General features: G+C 37.4%; 13 protein-coding genes and 2 riboswitches. Of the genes, 10 read left to right on the top strand and 3 right to left on the bottom strand.

The window, feature by feature from the left end:
- Positions 1-34 precede the first annotated feature (34 nt).
- The 3 genes from NST60_RS09290 to mgtE all read right to left on the bottom strand — a co-directional run bounded on the left by NST60_RS09290 (position 35) and on the right by mgtE (position 3,842).
- Entirely contained in the window at positions 35-487 is a 453-nt protein-coding gene (locus NST60_RS09290) for a Dps family protein (protein ID WP_016201275.1), read from the bottom strand.
- Between the two features lie 292 nt (positions 488-779).
- A complete protein-coding gene (locus tag NST60_RS09285) occupies positions 780-1,949 on the bottom strand; it encodes an FtsW/RodA/SpoVE family cell cycle protein (RefSeq protein ID WP_016201274.1) in 1,170 nt (389 codons plus the stop codon).
- Between the two features lie 534 nt (positions 1,950-2,483).
- Complete coding sequence (mgtE, locus tag NST60_RS09280; RefSeq protein WP_016201273.1) at positions 2,484-3,842, bottom strand: magnesium transporter; 1,359 nt, start codon at positions 3,840-3,842, stop codon at positions 2,484-2,486.
- 233 nt (positions 3,843-4,075) lie between these two features.
- Positions 4,076-4,174, top strand: a riboswitch (purine riboswitch).
- A gap of 62 nt (positions 4,175-4,236) precedes the next feature.
- Between mgtE and NST60_RS09275 the strand changes: the two genes are divergently transcribed.
- The 10 genes from NST60_RS09275 to NST60_RS09230 all read left to right on the top strand — a co-directional run bounded on the left by NST60_RS09275 (position 4,237) and on the right by NST60_RS09230 (position 15,858).
- Positions 4,237-5,571: a 5'-deoxyadenosine deaminase gene (locus NST60_RS09275; protein WP_016201272.1), complete on the top strand. Its 1,335-nt coding sequence runs from the start codon at positions 4,237-4,239 to the stop codon at positions 5,569-5,571.
- A gap of 881 nt (positions 5,572-6,452) precedes the next feature.
- Positions 6,453-7,229, top strand: a complete 777-nt coding sequence (locus NST60_RS09270) for a hypothetical protein (protein ID WP_016201271.1) — start codon at positions 6,453-6,455, stop codon at positions 7,227-7,229.
- Positions 7,230-7,241: 12 nt separating this feature from the next.
- Positions 7,242-7,976 carry a DNA/RNA nuclease SfsA gene (gene sfsA / locus NST60_RS09265; RefSeq protein WP_016201270.1) on the top strand — a complete coding sequence of 245 codons (735 nt, stop codon included), beginning with the start codon at positions 7,242-7,244 and terminating at the stop codon, positions 7,974-7,976.
- 70 nt (positions 7,977-8,046) lie between these two features.
- Positions 8,047-8,234: riboswitch (cobalamin riboswitch) on the top strand.
- 130 nt (positions 8,235-8,364) lie between these two features.
- A complete protein-coding gene (locus tag NST60_RS09260; protein ID WP_169187727.1) occupies positions 8,365-9,324 on the top strand; it encodes an ABC transporter substrate-binding protein in 960 nt (319 codons plus the stop codon).
- Positions 9,290-10,342: a FecCD family ABC transporter permease gene (locus NST60_RS09255; RefSeq protein WP_169187728.1), complete on the top strand. Its 1,053-nt coding sequence runs from the start codon at positions 9,290-9,292 to the stop codon at positions 10,340-10,342. The genes NST60_RS09260 and NST60_RS09255 overlap by 35 nt, the downstream gene beginning before the upstream one ends.
- 4 nt (positions 10,343-10,346) lie before the next feature.
- Entirely contained in the window at positions 10,347-11,813 is a 1,467-nt protein-coding gene (locus tag NST60_RS09250) for a heme ABC transporter ATP-binding protein (protein WP_169187729.1), read from the top strand.
- A complete protein-coding gene (gene cbiB, locus NST60_RS09245; protein ID WP_169187730.1) occupies positions 11,810-12,772 on the top strand; it encodes an adenosylcobinamide-phosphate synthase CbiB in 963 nt (320 codons plus the stop codon). Before NST60_RS09250 ends, cbiB begins: the two co-directional genes overlap by 4 nt.
- Complete coding sequence (gene cobD / locus NST60_RS09240; protein ID WP_169187731.1) at positions 12,747-13,838, top strand: threonine-phosphate decarboxylase CobD; 1,092 nt, start codon at positions 12,747-12,749, stop codon at positions 13,836-13,838. Before cbiB ends, cobD begins: the two co-directional genes overlap by 26 nt.
- The gene (locus tag NST60_RS09235) at positions 13,808-14,365 is read left to right on the top strand and encodes a bifunctional adenosylcobinamide kinase/adenosylcobinamide-phosphate guanylyltransferase (protein WP_169187732.1); all 558 of its coding nucleotides are present in this window, start codon (positions 13,808-13,810) and stop codon (positions 14,363-14,365) included. The genes cobD and NST60_RS09235 overlap by 31 nt, the downstream gene beginning before the upstream one ends.
- Positions 14,362-15,858 carry a cobyric acid synthase gene (locus NST60_RS09230; protein WP_169187733.1) on the top strand — a complete coding sequence of 499 codons (1,497 nt, stop codon included), beginning with the start codon at positions 14,362-14,364 and terminating at the stop codon, positions 15,856-15,858. Before NST60_RS09235 ends, NST60_RS09230 begins: the two co-directional genes overlap by 4 nt.

Genomic DNA, 15,858 nt, shown 5'->3' with positions numbered 1-15,858 from the left:
GAAAAAGTGGCTTTGTCCATTCTAAAAATAAGTGTTATTCAGAAAGATATGCAGTTAGCATCCATAAATGTTTCTCAATCTTGCCAATTAAACCAACTGCTAAATCATTTGTAATCACATCTTCTAATTCATCAGCATGTTCTGCTAATGCTTTTAATTGCGTATTGATATGGCTGAAATCTTCCACTAAAGATTTCACCATTTCAGTTGCAGTTAATTTGTCTGTGCTTTCTTGTAGTGTAGAAGTTTCAATAAATTCTTTTAATGTAGAAACCGGTTTTCCACCAATAGCAAGCAAGCGCTCTGCGATTTCATCTACTGCTTCAGCCGCTTCGTCATATAGCTCTTCAAATTTTTCATGTAGTGTGAAGAAAAAAGGTCCCTTTACATACCAATGATGTTGGTGAAGTTTTGTGTATAATACGCTCCAGTTAGCGATTTGTACGTTTAATTCTTTTTGTAATTCAACTTTTGTTTGTAATCCCATGTTAACAAACTCCCTTCAACTGATTATATTTTAATTATAACAAATTCTAAATTAAAATCAATACTTATTTGTAATTATTTTAATTTAGTTTTTATTATAATTAGATAAAATGAATGGTCATCTTGTTGTTATAACAGGCTGAACTTAAGATTTTACTTTTTATTTTTTGTTGTCCTATTAAATTATATACCCTAATTATATAAGAAAGGAAACTAAAGGAGGAAGAATTCATCAAATAGACAAATTTGAAAAAAAGACTCAGCAATGCGCCGAGTCTAGATGATAATTAACCTTAAAAAGAAAGAGAGTTGGAAGAAAACATATAAGACTTATGGTGATATCGAATGCTAAACATGAGTCCCATTGCCATCATATTTGTCATTAGGGAGCTGCCGCCATAGCTAATAAAGGGGAGAGGAATTCCTGTTATTGGTAATAGCTGTATTGTCATGCCAATATTTTCGAATACATGAAAGGTAATCATGCTAATGACTCCAACGCTAATATAAATACTATATGGATCGGCTGTTTGTAAAGCGGTTCTAACAAGATGAAATATTAAGAGAAAATAAAGAATAATGACAATGCTGCCGCCGATAAAACCATATTCTTCGCCGATAATTGTAAAAATAAAATCTGTATGTCTTTCTGGAATGTAAACTTCTTCTTTTCCTAATCCTTTTCCGCTAATAAGGCCTGAACCTATTGCCATTAATGATTTAACTAACTGCATTCCTGCGTCTCCAGCATTATGAGGATCGAGCCAAGAATTAATACGATCAAATTGATATGGATCGACTCCCAAATATTTTTCTAACAATTCTCTTCCGAAAATAGCTAAGTAGAAAACGAGGGAACCAAAAGCTGCTGCCACTCCATATAAAGGAATAAGTATCTTCCAAGAAATCCCTGATACTAACATCATTCCAATTAAGATAGCCATTAACACGAGTGTCGTCCCAAAATCCTGGACAATAACTAAGCCAATCGGAATTCCAGCTACAATGCCGAGCTTACACATTAATAGGAAATCAGTTAAGAGCGTCTTATAGATTGTTTTCTTATGGTGATTATTTATTACTTTCGCAATCGCTAAAATATAAAAGACCTTCATATATTCAGATGGTTGAATACTGCCAAGGTGAGGAATAACATACCAACTTTGCGCTCCACCTCTTTTTGGTGTGAATTCTGTTACTGGAGCAATTAGTAGACCGATCAGTAGAATAGCCCCTATCCCGTATAAAATCCAAGTTATTTGTTGAATCTGTTCATTATCAAAGTACATAATAATGGCAATCGTAATCGAGCCGATAACATACCACATAATTTGTGATTGTAAGTAGGAATCTTTTGGACCTTGTGCACTGTATATAGCAATACAGCTAACTAAACAAAATAACATAAGTAAGAGGCATAATGTCCAATCGAATCTTTCAGAAAATCCTTTTTTTGTTCTCATTCCGGCAAACCCCTAGTTCAAATTTCTTACATGTATATAGACGGAATAGAATCCAAAATTGTTTCCTTATTTTTCATAATCCTATAAAAAAGATGGCTCTGTTGATTTAGATAGAGGGAGGAAAATTAGATAAACTCTAAAAAACAAAACAAAGAGGATGGGACATAACTAAATAGATACTCTGTAAAGACGAACAATTTCTAATATAGCTAGTAAATAGCGGCTGCTTTCGCATACTTTTTACAAGAGGAAATATAATTAGTTGGAAAAACAGAGCAGCCGGAATACACGAAGACTCCTATGGGATTAGCGAGACAGTCTGAGACCCTGCAGGCCACAGGCCGAAGCGGCTCAGCGCGAGCCCCATGGAAAGCGAAGTGTATTCCGGCTGCGGGGAATCGCACCAAACTTCATGGAAACATCCTTTGAAAAACAAATAAAAGCCCGAACAATTATACGGAACATTCATTAGCATCTTCGTATAATTGTTCGGAATTATCCTTGGCTGGAATACTTATGTCCCAGCCTCTTTGCTCACATTAAGTGATTAAGGAAAATTTGCGCGATTCCGAAGTAAATAAACAACGAAAATATATCATTAAGTGTAGTGATTAATGGCCCTGATGCAACTGCTGGGTCAATGTTCAATTTATAAAGAATGATGGGAATGATGGTACCCGATAATGTTCCGATTATAAGTGTGCAAATTAAGGACAGACCAACTACGAGACCAAGCATTAAATCACTTTGCCATACATAGGCAATCAATGTAATAATCACACCACATGTAATCCCAATAATCAAGCCAACTAACAATTCTCTAAATATCAATTTCGTTACAACGGTTTTATTAATTGTATTAGAAATAAGTCCACGAACAACAACTGCTAATGATTGAGTTCCTGTGTTACCAGTCATACCTGAGATCATGGGCATAAAAAAGGATAAAGCTACAACTTTTGTTAGTACATCTTCATAGTTGCTTATAATACTGCCAGATACAACACCGATAAATAAAAGTAAGATTAACCATGGGAGTCTTCGATAGGCTGCAACAGTTGCTTTTGTATCAAAATCTATTGATTTACCTGAAGCAGATAGTTTTTCAATATCTTCGTTTGCCTCTTGAAAAACAACATCAATCATATCATCGACTGTGACAATCCCCATTAATATGTTTTCTTCATTAACGACTGGGATAGCTAAGAAATCGTACTTCTGTATGGTTTGCGCTACTTCCTCCTGGTCCTGATCCACGGTTACACTAATAACTCGTTCATACATAATGTCACGAATCTTATCCTGTGGTTCAGCAATCAAAAGGTCACGGTAGGAAACAACACCGACTAACTTTCTTTTTTGATCCACTACGTATAAATAGCTTAATGTTTCCGCAAAATCAGCAAAGGACTTTAGTTTATCCACGGCTTCACGTGTAGTGTAATAATCACGAATCCAAACAAAACGGTTGGTCATGAGACGTCCAGCAGTTTCATCTGGATAATTCATTAAGTTTTGTACAATGAGAGATTCTTCTTTTTTCATACCAGAAAGGAGTTCTTTAATTCTTTCTGGGGCTAGTTCATTTAAAAGGGAAGCTAGGTCATCGTTATCCATTAAGTCTAGAACTTTCCCTGTCTTGTCCATTCCTAATGTATTAAGAACTTCAAGCTGCTCCTCTTTATCTAACTCCTCTAAGAGATGGGCTAATAAGTCGACTTTAAGAAAAAGCAAAAAACGTGCCCTATGCTTATCGGGGAGACCCTCATAAATTTGAGCTATATCATAAGGTTGTAGCTCATCAACGATGGATTCAAATTCAGATTTTTTATTGTCTTTTAGTGTCTGAATGATGTGAAGTGTGATTTGATTTTCTGTCATTTGGTGTATCATACTTCTCACTCTCCCTTCTCTAGGTTTAGGCAATTATTCGACATATACCCTGTTTTATTATATGTAATTAAATGAAAGAATGAAATGGATAATTCTTTGTAAAAAAGGAGATTTTGAGAAAATATCTCATCACACATGAAAAAACAGTGTTAAATATTCTGACAACTTACTTGAAAAGATAAGATTCTGGATTAAAATTAGGATATATCATGAATAAATGGTCACAGGCATCTGCCACAATTGCGACATTTTTTCGTATATCCTTAATAATTGGGTTAAGGGTCTCTACTGGAAACCGTAAATTTCTTGCTACGAAAAATATGCTTAACTAGCATATTTTTTCGTAGTTTTTTTGTGTTTATTCCGAAATTGAAACAAGCAAGGGGGAAAAACAATGGGGAATTTGTTAATCAAAAATGCACAGATAGTAACAATGAACCAAGCGGAAGAAATTGTTATGGGAGATATTTATATGGAGGATAATATTATTAAGGAAATAGGGGTGGATATTCATAAACAACAGGTGGATAAAATAATTAATGCAACAAATAGAACGGTAATCCCTGGATTTGTTCAGACACATATTCATTTATGCCAAACACTTTTTCGAGGAAAAGGGGATGATCTCGAGTTGATGGATTGGCTCAGACAAAGAATCTGGCCACTTGAGGCTGCCCATGATGAAGAATCTATTTATTATTCCGCCATGCTTGGAATCGGAGAGCTGCTGGAAAGTGGAACAACTACCATTGTAGATATGGAAACAGTTCACCATACTGACTATGCTTTTCGAGCGATTGCTGAAAGCGGCATAAGAGCAGTTTCTGGAAAAGTGATGATGGATAAAGGGACTGAAGTTCCTTTAGCCTTACAAGAAAAAACTGTGGATTCTATTCAGCGAAGTGTGGACTTATTGGAGAAATGGAATGGCTATGATGATGGAAGAATTCGGTATGCATTTTCGCCGCGGTTTGTTGTTTCTTGTACAGAGGAGCTGCTGAAAGAGGTAAAGATTCTTTCAGATAAATATGGAGTAAAAGTACACACCCATGCATCAGAAAATAAAGGAGAGATTCAAATCGTCCAAGAAGAAACAGGGATGAGAAATATTGTTTACTTAGATCACCTCGGCTTAGCAAATGACCGCTTAATTTTAGCGCATTGCATTTGGTTGGATGAAGAAGAAAAGCGGATTATTCGAGAAAAAGGAGTTCATGTCAGCCATTGCCCTGGCTCTAACTTAAAGCTGGCATCTGGAATTGCGGATACGCACCATCTCCTTTGCCATCATGCTTCTGTTAGCTTAGGAGCAGATGGTGCTCCGTGTAATAATAACTTGGATATGTTTAATGAAATGAGGCTGGCCGCACTTATACAAAAGCCGATTCATGGTCCAACGGCAATGGATGCAAAAACCGTTTTTCGAATGGCAACTATTGGTGGGGCAAAGGCGGTGGGGCTCGAGAAAGAAATTGGCAGTCTCGAAATTGGCAAGAGAGCAGATTTAGCAATTTTAAACCTGCAAAATTTTCATACCTTCCCTTCTTATGATGTGGACCCAATCTCAAGAATTGTCTATTCCGCAACACGAGCTGATGTAGAAACAACTATCGTAGACGGACAAATAGTAATGGAAAATAAAATCATGAAGACAGTGGATAAATCTATCGTGCTAAAGGAAGCAGATAAAAGTATTAAAAGGCTGTTAAGTAAAACGAAAATAAATTAATTTGGACAAATGATGGACGCCGTATTTTAGGGAAGATGGATAGTTGAGTTAATCCGTTGCCCTATAGTACGGTGTATTTTTGTTTTAGATGGTGGAATTGGCTGATATAAGAGCAGTTTGGCTGAAAAGGATCGAGTTTGGCTGATATAAGAGTAGTTTGGCTGAAAAGGGATCGAGTTTGACTGATATATGAGTAGTTTGGCTGAAAAGGGATCGAAGTTGGCTGATATATGAGTAGTTTGGCTGAAAAGGGATCGAAGTTGGCTGATATATGAGTAGTTTAGCTGAAAAGGGATCGAGTTTGGCTGATATATGAGCAGTTTGGCTGAAAAGGAATCGAAGTTGGCTGATATATGAGTAGTTTGGCTGAAAAGGGATCGAGTTTGGCTGATATATGAGCAGTTTGGCTGAAAAGGAAGCAGAATTGGCTGATATATCAGCAGTTTGGCTGAAAAACAAGAAAATTTGGCTGATATTCCCCTCCGTTGGTTGAAATATCACAAATTTGTCTGAAAAATTCACTTTTTTAATGGTATCTGTCCTCGGACACACCCATAATAGAAAGTTTAACGAATATCCACCATGGATTACTCCTAAATAATCCGTAATCCAAGATGCTTAAATTCCTTTTTTTTCTAAATTGGAGATTATGTAAGCTATTTTGCCTAATATTTGTTAAACTAAAATGGTTACAATATGTAAAACTAGATGTATGATGGAAAGTATGAATACATGGGCATTCATTTAAAGTCTAATAACATAGAACAAGGGAATATTTCTTGTAATCAGATAGATAAAATGGAGTATAGGCAATTTCAGTAACAAGAAAGTAAGCTATAGCTCTTCCGTTTACAAGCTAATAATGTTTGGAGGTTTACTTGATGAAAAAAGGTAATAATGATATTCGAGATGTGGTTTATATCCATCTAAATGAGAAAGAACGCTTTGTCCTCTCTTATGGCATAGAGTTTAGAGAGTTTTACAGAATACTGGCAGATACTCTTTCCTCTATTTTGTTGTTAAAGCATCAGTATGAAGATGGAGAATTTCATATACATACACAGTTCGAATATGTTCCAAACAATAAATTAGCCCATTTATCGAGGGAAGATGTTTATGGGTACGGAGATTTTGTATGGGTCGATTTTGATGAGACAGAGACATTGGATATTTTAGAGGGCCAGACAATTGCCGAACTGCTTTACTTAGGACATAAGCTGGAGGCGCTCAGAAAGCCATTTTTTCAGCAACTGAATAACCAATATGCTTATTTGGCTCATGATGATGGTTGGTTTAATAAAATTTATTATAAAAACATGGATTCTTTTTATCGATTGTTTTCAGAAGTCCTTGCACATAAAGTGACAGACCTTAAATTGGAGAAGGCGCTGCTTGGTATGAAGAAGAAGAGACTTTATCCTCCGCTCCCACAAGAGATTGTTGTGGAGTTAAAACGTTATATGAGAGAAGGCGTAGTTTTATCCATTGAAAGAGCCTATCAGACACGATTGAAATTGGAGATTCCGATATGGGTTTTAGGGGATTTTGATAATATGGATGATATGTACGAAGAATATGAGAAGAACAGTAAGCAAAAAAGTGATGCATTGCTTGTTTTTGATAAAAAATTAAGAGAGTGGCAATTAGCTACGGTTTAATTGGAGACTGATATGAGTAAAAAAGTATTTGTAGGCTTTCCAGCAGCATTAAAGAAAATGACTTTTGTGGAGAGACCGAATCGGTTTATTTTACATTGCTATGATGAAGAAACAGAGCAAATCGAAAAGGTACATTTAGCAGACCCGGGCCGACTAATAGAGCTTTTGGTTGAGGGGGCTATGATTTATGTTCTCCCAAGCACAAATCCTAATCGTAAAACAAAATGGACGGCAGTATATGTCGAGTCAAACGGACTGCTTGTATCAATAAATACTTCATATCCTAATAAGCTAGTAGAAGTTATGCTGAAAGAAGCGATGGTGGAGGAGCTTTGGCCGTATCGTTGGATTAAATCAGAATATACGTATGGAAGCTCAAGATGGGATTTTTTATTAGAAGATAAAGAAGGGAATCAATTGCTTCTCGAAGTAAAAAGCGTCACTCTAGCAAATGATGGAATTGGGATGTTCCCTGATGCAGTCACAAAAAGAGGTTCAAAGCATGTGCAAGAATTAACTGCGATTGCGAAGGAAGGCACTATAAAAACAGCGATTTTATTTGTTGTGCAAAGAGAAGATGTTGAAATAGTGACAGGAGCAGCAGCAATTGATCCGGTCTTTGCCAAAAACTTAGAAGAAGCTGCACGCGCAGGGGTGCAATTATTAAGTTATACTTGTATTTTGACAGAGCAGGGAATTGAATTGGGTAAAGCTATCCCAGTTGATCCATTTTTAAAAATTCAATAAAAGAACATTTATTTCTCCTTACTTTGATTGTATAATCAAAAAGACGAAAAATGAAAATAGTTAGATAATGGTGAGACTTTTTGTAAAGGGTTGATTGATTTCAAAAAGTTTCTTAAAAGGGAAGTTGGTGAAAATCCAATACGGTCCCGCCACTGTAAGTGATTGTATCATGGGTAAATGCCACTGTACGAATGTATGGGAAGGTTCCATGTTGCGCAAATCATAAGTCAGGAGACCTGCCATTTTCTATACACCTAATAAGCCTACGAGGATAGGGAGGTGTGGACTGCGCTTTGAAAATAATTTTGAAGACATCCCAACATCTCTATGGTCGATAATAGAGATGTTTTTTATTTTTCCCATATTTTAATTAGGAAGGTGAACAGAGATGAAAAAGTTTTATTCCTTATTTCTAGCAATGATGCTCGTCTTGGGTGTGCTTGCTGGATGTGGAGAAACGAAGACAGAAGATAATATAAATAGCGGGCAATCTACTACAGAAGAGGCTAGCTTTCCAGTAACCATTAAGGACGCCTCAGATCAAGAGGTAGTGATTGATGAAAAGCCAGAAAAACTAGTTTCTTTAATGCCTAGTAATACAGAAATTGTATTTGCATTAGGATTAGGGGATGAGTTAGTAGGTGTCAGTGATTATGATAACTATCCAGCAGAAGCAGCTGAAAAAGAGAAAGTTGGCGGGATGGAATTTAATGTAGAGAAAATAATCTCTCTAAATCCAGATGTGGTATTAGCACATGCATCTAGTGCCCATAACTCAACAGAAGGATTGCAGCAAATCCGCGATGCTGGTATTGATGTAGTTGTTGTAAATGATGCAGCGAATTTCGAAGACGTCTATGGAAGCATTGATATGATTGGACAAGCTACGGGAACGACAAAGGAAGCAGAACAACTTGTTGCAGATATGAAGGAGAAATTAGCTGATATCAAGGAAAAAGCAGCTACCATTTCTGATAGTAACAAAAAATCTGTTTACATAGAAGTAAGCGAAGATCCTTTGTTTACGACTGGTAAAAATACATTTATGCAAGAAATGCTGGATACTATTAATGCAAGCAATGTTTTTTCTGAAGAAGGCTGGATTCAAGTGGATCAAGAGGCGGTAATTGCGGCTAATCCAGATGTCATTATTACTACATATGGAGCCTACGCAAAAGAAGAACCAATTGATCAAATTAGTTCGAGAAAAGGATGGGAAGATATTACCGCTGTTAAAGAAAAGCAAATAGTAGATGTCGATTCTGACATGGTAACTCGTTCTGGTCCTCGTTTAGTTGAAGGAGTAGAAGCAATTGCAGAAGCGGTGTACCCAGATGTTTTTAAATAAAAGAAAAGCGGCTTATTTTTATGCCGCTTTTTTTCTCCTTTTCACGATGGTGATTGGTATATCGATCGGAACAATCTCTGTTCCCATTTTATCTGTAATAAAAATACTAACAAGTTATTTAGGACCAGATAGCTTAGTAAACAATGTCGATCCGATGCATGTAAATATCGTCCAAAATATTCGTCTACCTAGAGTGTTATTGGCGGGACTTGTCGGAGCAAGCCTTTCGATCGCTGGAGCTGCCTTCCAAGGATTATTAAGAAATCCATTGGCAGACCCGTATACGCTGGGCGTTTCTTCTGGTGCATCTGTTGGAGCAGTAATTACTTTGTTTTTTCAGTTTAGTATTCCTATTCTTGGCGGTCTTACTTTGCCATTTATGAGTGTATTATTTTCTTTTATGACCATTATATTTGTAGTCTTTTTTGCTAAGAAAATGGATCCCGCAATGCGAGTGGAAACAATTATACTAACTGGAATTATTATTGGTTCTTTTTTAAGCGCGTTCATTTCTCTAATGATTGCATTAACAGGAAACGAACTTCGGCAAATTATTGGGTGGTTACTTGGAAGTGTATCGATGAGAGGATGGGAATATATCAGAATTTTTCTGCCATTCTTTCTTGTTGGAACAGGTCTTCTTCTTTCGCAAGGAAAAGAGTTAAATGCTTTAGCATTTGGGGAGGAAAGGGCTCAGCATTTAGGAATTCATGTGCAAAGAAGAAAAATGATTATTTTGCTAGCTGGATCTATGCTTACTGGTGCAGCCGTCGCAGTATCTGGGACGATTGGTTTCGTAGGCCTTGTGATACCTCACTTTGTTCGAATACTCGTAGGACCTGACCACAGACATTTAATGGGTGTTTCTCTGTTTGTCGGTAGTGGATTTATGATTTTGGCTGATTTGCTAGCTAGAACGATAATTACTCCAACTGAACTTCCAATTGGAGTAATAACGGCATTAGTCGGTGCTCCAGTATTTGCTGGTTTATTGCTGAGAAGACGGAAAAGGGGTTAAAAAAATGCTCGATATAAGAAATCTCTTTTTTCAATATGAAACAAAAAAGATCCTACAAGATATTTCCTTTAAGGTGAAAAAGGGAGAAATGGTAGGAATTCTTGGTCCAAATGGTAGTGGGAAAACAACCTTAATGAAAGTTATCAGTGGTATTTTAACACCACAAAAGGGACAGGTTCATATAAAAGATAAACCAATTAATGATTATAAAACAAAAGAATTAGCGAAGGTAGTTGCTGTCCTGTCTCAGCACGTGAATGAGTCTTTTTCCTATACAGTTCGGGAAATCGTTTCATTAGGAAGATATGCGCATCAGTCTGGTTTGTTTCAATCAAGGAGTACGAGGGATGAGGAAATGGTTAATCAGGTTATGCAGCAAACAGGTGTCCTTACATTTCAAGATAAATCGATTCATGAATTATCTGGCGGTGAGAAACAGCGTGTGTATTTAGCGCAAGCCTTGGCTCAAGAGCCGGAAATTATACTTTTAGATGAACCTACCAACCATTTGGATTTATCCTTTCAAAAGGATTTATTGGATAACTTAAGAGAATGGAGTAAGAAAAGGGATTTAACGATTATTTGTATTTTTCACGATTTAAACTTGGCAGGCTTATATTGTGACCGACTGCTTTTATTACATGATGGAAAAGTAGAAGTAGACGCTGCTCCTTCTGTTGTATTACAAGAGAACAGGGTGAAGAAAATCTATCAAACTGATATTAAGAGGACGTTTCATCCGATCCGCCCAGCTCCTCAAATGGCGCTAGTACCTAGAAAGATAGAGAGACATAAGCGAGAAGTGGATCCTTCTGCTATTACGATTACTTCCGAACGAGTCGAAGTGAGAGTTCCGGTTCCGCTCTACACGCTTTCTTCTGGCGTTGTCGGGGCAGGAATGGGATGGTATAAAGGCTTTGTGAATCGACATGTAGATAAGACATATCGCTGTGAAGATTATCGAGAGGATATGGAGGAATATTTACTTCGAAATGGCTTTATTCCATCAGAAACAGTAGGAATGATGACTGCTGTTTATACGGAAGATGCCACATTTCAATTTATTAAGCGAGAGGGATTTTCTGTATTGCTTGTTGTAACAGCAGGGGTTGGGAATGCAGTCGATGCAGCACATAGCAGCGAACACTCGTCCTTCTTACATCCAGGAACAATTAATATTTGGATTTTTGTTAATGGAAAAATATCGGAGCAGGCATTCTTGCAAAGTGTGATTACTGCAACGGAAGCAAAGGCAGCTGTCTTGCGAGATCGAAAGATAAAAGATCAGGAAACAGGAACGATTGCAACAGGCACTTCAACAGACAGTATATTGGTGGCCGCTACACAAGAGGGGAATTATTTAGAATTTGCCGGTACGATCACATCACTCGGAAAATGTGTGGCGGAAGGTGTTTATAACTGCATAACAGAAGCACTAGATAAAAGAGAAAGAAGGTTATCTCAAGAATGATTGGTCATTTAATTAGCATTACATTTGCCATTATCTTAGATAAGCTAATTGGTGATCCGCCTAGCCTGCCACATCCTGTAAAAGGAATGGGGAAGTTGATTTCTTTTCTAGATCAGAGATTCAATCATGGTAAAAATCGAAGCGTGAAGGGATTATGGATGTTAGTTATGGTTCTATTGATTACCTTTCTGGCTAGCTTTTTTCTTGTATACATTAGCTACCAGCTCCATTGGTGGGTCGGGGTAATAGTAGAGGCTTTGCTTATTGCAACAACAATCGCTCAAAAAAGTCTTAAGGATGCGGCACTAGAGGTATATGAACCGTTAGAAGTAAATAATTTAGCGCTAGCACGACTAAAGCTTTCGTATATTGTAGGGAGAGATACTGAGCGATTAGGGGAAGCGGAAATAGTGCGGGCAACGGTTGAGACAGTTGCAGAGAATACGAGTGATGGAATTACTGCCCCACTATTTTGGGCATTTATTGGAGGAGCGCCATTAAGCCTTGTATACAGGGCTATCAATACATGTGACAGTATGGTTGGCTATAAGAATGAGAAGTACAGGGATTTTGGTTATTTCTCTGCAAAGTGCGATGACTTGGTTAACTATTTCCCTAGTCGCATTACAGCAATGCTTATACTCTTATTTAGTCATTGCCCATTCTATCGTAAACGAGAAGCCTGGAAGTTATTATTCCAAGATGCAAAGAAGCATCCTTCCCCAAACAGCGGCTGGGGAGAAGCTGTGACCGCTATTATTCTTGGGGTACAGCTTGGAGGCATTAATTATTACCGTGGGAAAAAATCGGATAGAGCCAGGATGGGAAAAGCATTACAGCCCCTTAATAACAGTCATATTATAGCAGCAACAAAAATCGCGGAGAAAGCAGTCATATGGTTTTATCTTTTTTTATGTATCGGAGGGATAGGATTTGAATTGGCCTATGCATGGAGCTAACCCACAGTATTTATATGAACGTGCAAGTATAGAGATGCCAGAAAATGCGCTTGATTTTAGTGCGAATATTAATCCATTAGGTCCACCGCCTATCCTATTAGACAAGTGGGAAGAACTATTTCAGACTGTCCATCTATACCCAGACCCTTTTGCTAGTCGTTTAAAGGAGAAAATTTCGGAACTGCATGGAGTTCATCCAAAGCAACTTTTGATTGGTAACGGAGCTGCCGAAATTATTTCCTTACTGGGTAGAATCCTTGCAGGAAAAAAAGTATTATTGTTGCAACCTGCTTTCTCTGAATATGAAGAGGTATGTCGTATTAATGCTTGTGCAATCTCCCATCATTATTTAGCAGCAGAAAATGATTGGGAGCTATCTCCTTCAGTATTGAAGAAGGAGATTTCCAAAATGGATGCGGTATTTTTATGTAATCCCAATAACCCCACAGGTACATTTTATCCAAAACAGATTATAGAAGAGATGTTAGTTATTTGTGAACAAAATAATTGTTATTTAATTCTTGATGAGGCTTTCTATGATTTTGTTCAGGACTATGAAGATATGGTTCCTCTATTAAAACAATATTCGAAGCTCATTATTTTGCGATCATTGACTAAAATGTACAGTATTCCAGGAATACGTCTTGGATATGTTTTCGCATCAAAGCAAGTTATCGAGCAGTTACAACATTTTCAATCTCAATGGAGTATTAATGGAATTGCTTTACAGGTTGGCGAATTATTAATCGATCAAGAAGAGTTCCAACAAAAAACGCAAATCTTTGTACAAATAGAAAAGAAAAAGTTATACAATTTTTTTATAAAAGAGCAATTCATGCACTCAGAATCAGCAGCTAATTATTATTTATTAAGAGACCCACTGTTTATTGATCAAAAGGAGCTGCTTACTTTCTTATTAAATAATGGCATCATTGCAAGACATACATATAATTACCCAAGTCTAGAAGGAAAATGGCTAAGATTTGCCGTTAAAAGCAAAGAAGAAAATCAGCAACTGCAAGGAGTGTTAACTAAATGGAGACAAGTTCATCCATCATCTTTGTAACTGGTGGCGTAAGAAGTGGAAAATCTTCTTTTGCAGAAAGCTTGGCGATCGAATATGCAAGGAAAGAAAGAGGCGATTTGTATTATATAGCTACTTCTCTTAATACAGACGCTGAGATGCAAGAAAGAATAGAACGGCATCAACAGATAAGAAAGATGCACAAGGTGAAGTGGAAAAGCATGGAACAGTCAGCAGATATCGGCGAATTGACGGGAATATTTTCAAAAAGGGACGTTGTGTTACTTGATTGTTTAACGTTATTAGTAAATAATGAGCTTTTTTTTAAAGATCAGCCGCAAGATTTAATAGAGGGTAAGTTGAAAAAAGAAATAGTCGAGTTAAGCCGGACTTGTCGATATTTTATCCTTGTTAGTAATGAAGTGACGTATGAACCGTTAAGCGATCCGTTTGTACAGAAGTATTGCCGGATACTAAATCGACTTCATCTTTTTCTCGTACAATATGCCAAAGAGGCTTACTTAGTGGAAAGTGGAATCGTACAAAGGAAGAAGGGAGAAGCAGGATGAAGGGTGTGATGATACAAGGGACTTCCTCGGATGTTGGGAAAAGTCTGATTGCTACTGCTTTATGCCGTATCTTGGCAAACAAGGGAATAAAGGTAGCGCCATTTAAATCACAAAACATGTCTAATAATTCCTATGTAACAATGGATGGAAAAGAAATTGGCCGAGCCCAGGGAATTCAAGCGGAAGCTGCAAAGGTGGAAGCAACAGTTTGGATGAATCCAATCCTCCTAAAGCCAAGATCTGATTCGCAATCAGAGGTTGTCCTCCTTGGAGAAGCAACTACTACTCTTTCTGGTAGAGACTATCGGGAACAGTTTTATCAAAAAGGAATTCGCGTTATTCAAAAAAGCCTAGAATATCTGCATAGTCACTATGAGATGGTGATTATGGAAGGCGCAGGAAGCCCGGTGGAAATTAATTTAAAAGACAGAGAACTTGTAAATATGAAAGTTGCTGAGCTGGCCGATATTCCAGTAATTCTTGTAGCTGATATTGATCGTGGTGGTGTATTTGCCAGTATTATCGGTACACTTGCTTTGTTTTCTGAGCAGGAACGAAGAAGGGTAAAAGGCATCATTATTAATAAATTCCGAGGGGATCAATCGCTTTTTGAAGACGGGGTTCGCTGGTTGGAAGAAAAGACAGGCATTCCTGTTCTTGGAGTCCTTCCTTTTATTCATGACCATATGATTGAAGGGGAGGACTCATTGTCTATTCGGGAGAAAAGATTGGCCAATACGGAAGAAATAATAGATTTAGCAGTAGTCAACAATCGTTATTTATCAAATTTTACAGATATAGAACCATTCTTTTTTGAACAAGATGTTAGCGTCCGACTTGTCCATAAAGGAGAAGATTTAGGAAATCCAGATGCAGTCATTCTTCCAGGTACGAAAAGTACAATTGCTGATTTGGAAGCGATGAAAAGGAGTGGATTGGCTGATCAAATTAAAAATTATTATGCCAAAGGCGGCAGAGTAATAGGATTATGCGGTGGCTATCAAATGCTTTGTACAGTCTTGAAGGATCCCCATGGGACGGATACAGGAATAATAAACGAGGAAATAGAAGGCATAGGTCTGATCCCGGCGACAACGACCTTTGAAAAGAAAAAACAAACGATTCGAGTGGAAGGCACCTATCATCCATATACGGAGTTAGCATGTGAAAAGGTCGAAGGTTATGAGATTCATTTAGGAAAAACAGAATATACCTCTAAGGAAAGATGTCCGTTTCTATGGCTGGATAGCAGAGAAGAAGGCTATTATCGAGAAAACGGAAGATTGATAGGTACTTATATGCATCACCTATTCTATAATGATGTGTTTCGCAATACATGGTTAGATCAAATTCGTTTGCAAAAAGGACTGCCAAAACGAAAACCGCTAGTTATGCAGGAACAGAAGGATAAACGCTTTGACGTGCTTGCAGATGAGATAAAAAAACACTTGGATTGGGAAAAAGTAATGGATATCCTTCAGGCTGGTGATTAG

The sequence above is a fragment of the Niallia sp. FSL W8-1348 genome, from assembly GCF_038006745.1.
In the GTDB taxonomy this organism is placed as follows: domain Bacteria; phylum Bacillota; class Bacilli; order Bacillales; family Cytobacillaceae; genus Niallia; species Niallia alba.
The sequence above is the reverse complement of the archived record's forward strand: the minus strand, read 5'-3'. Positions and strand labels throughout refer to the sequence as shown.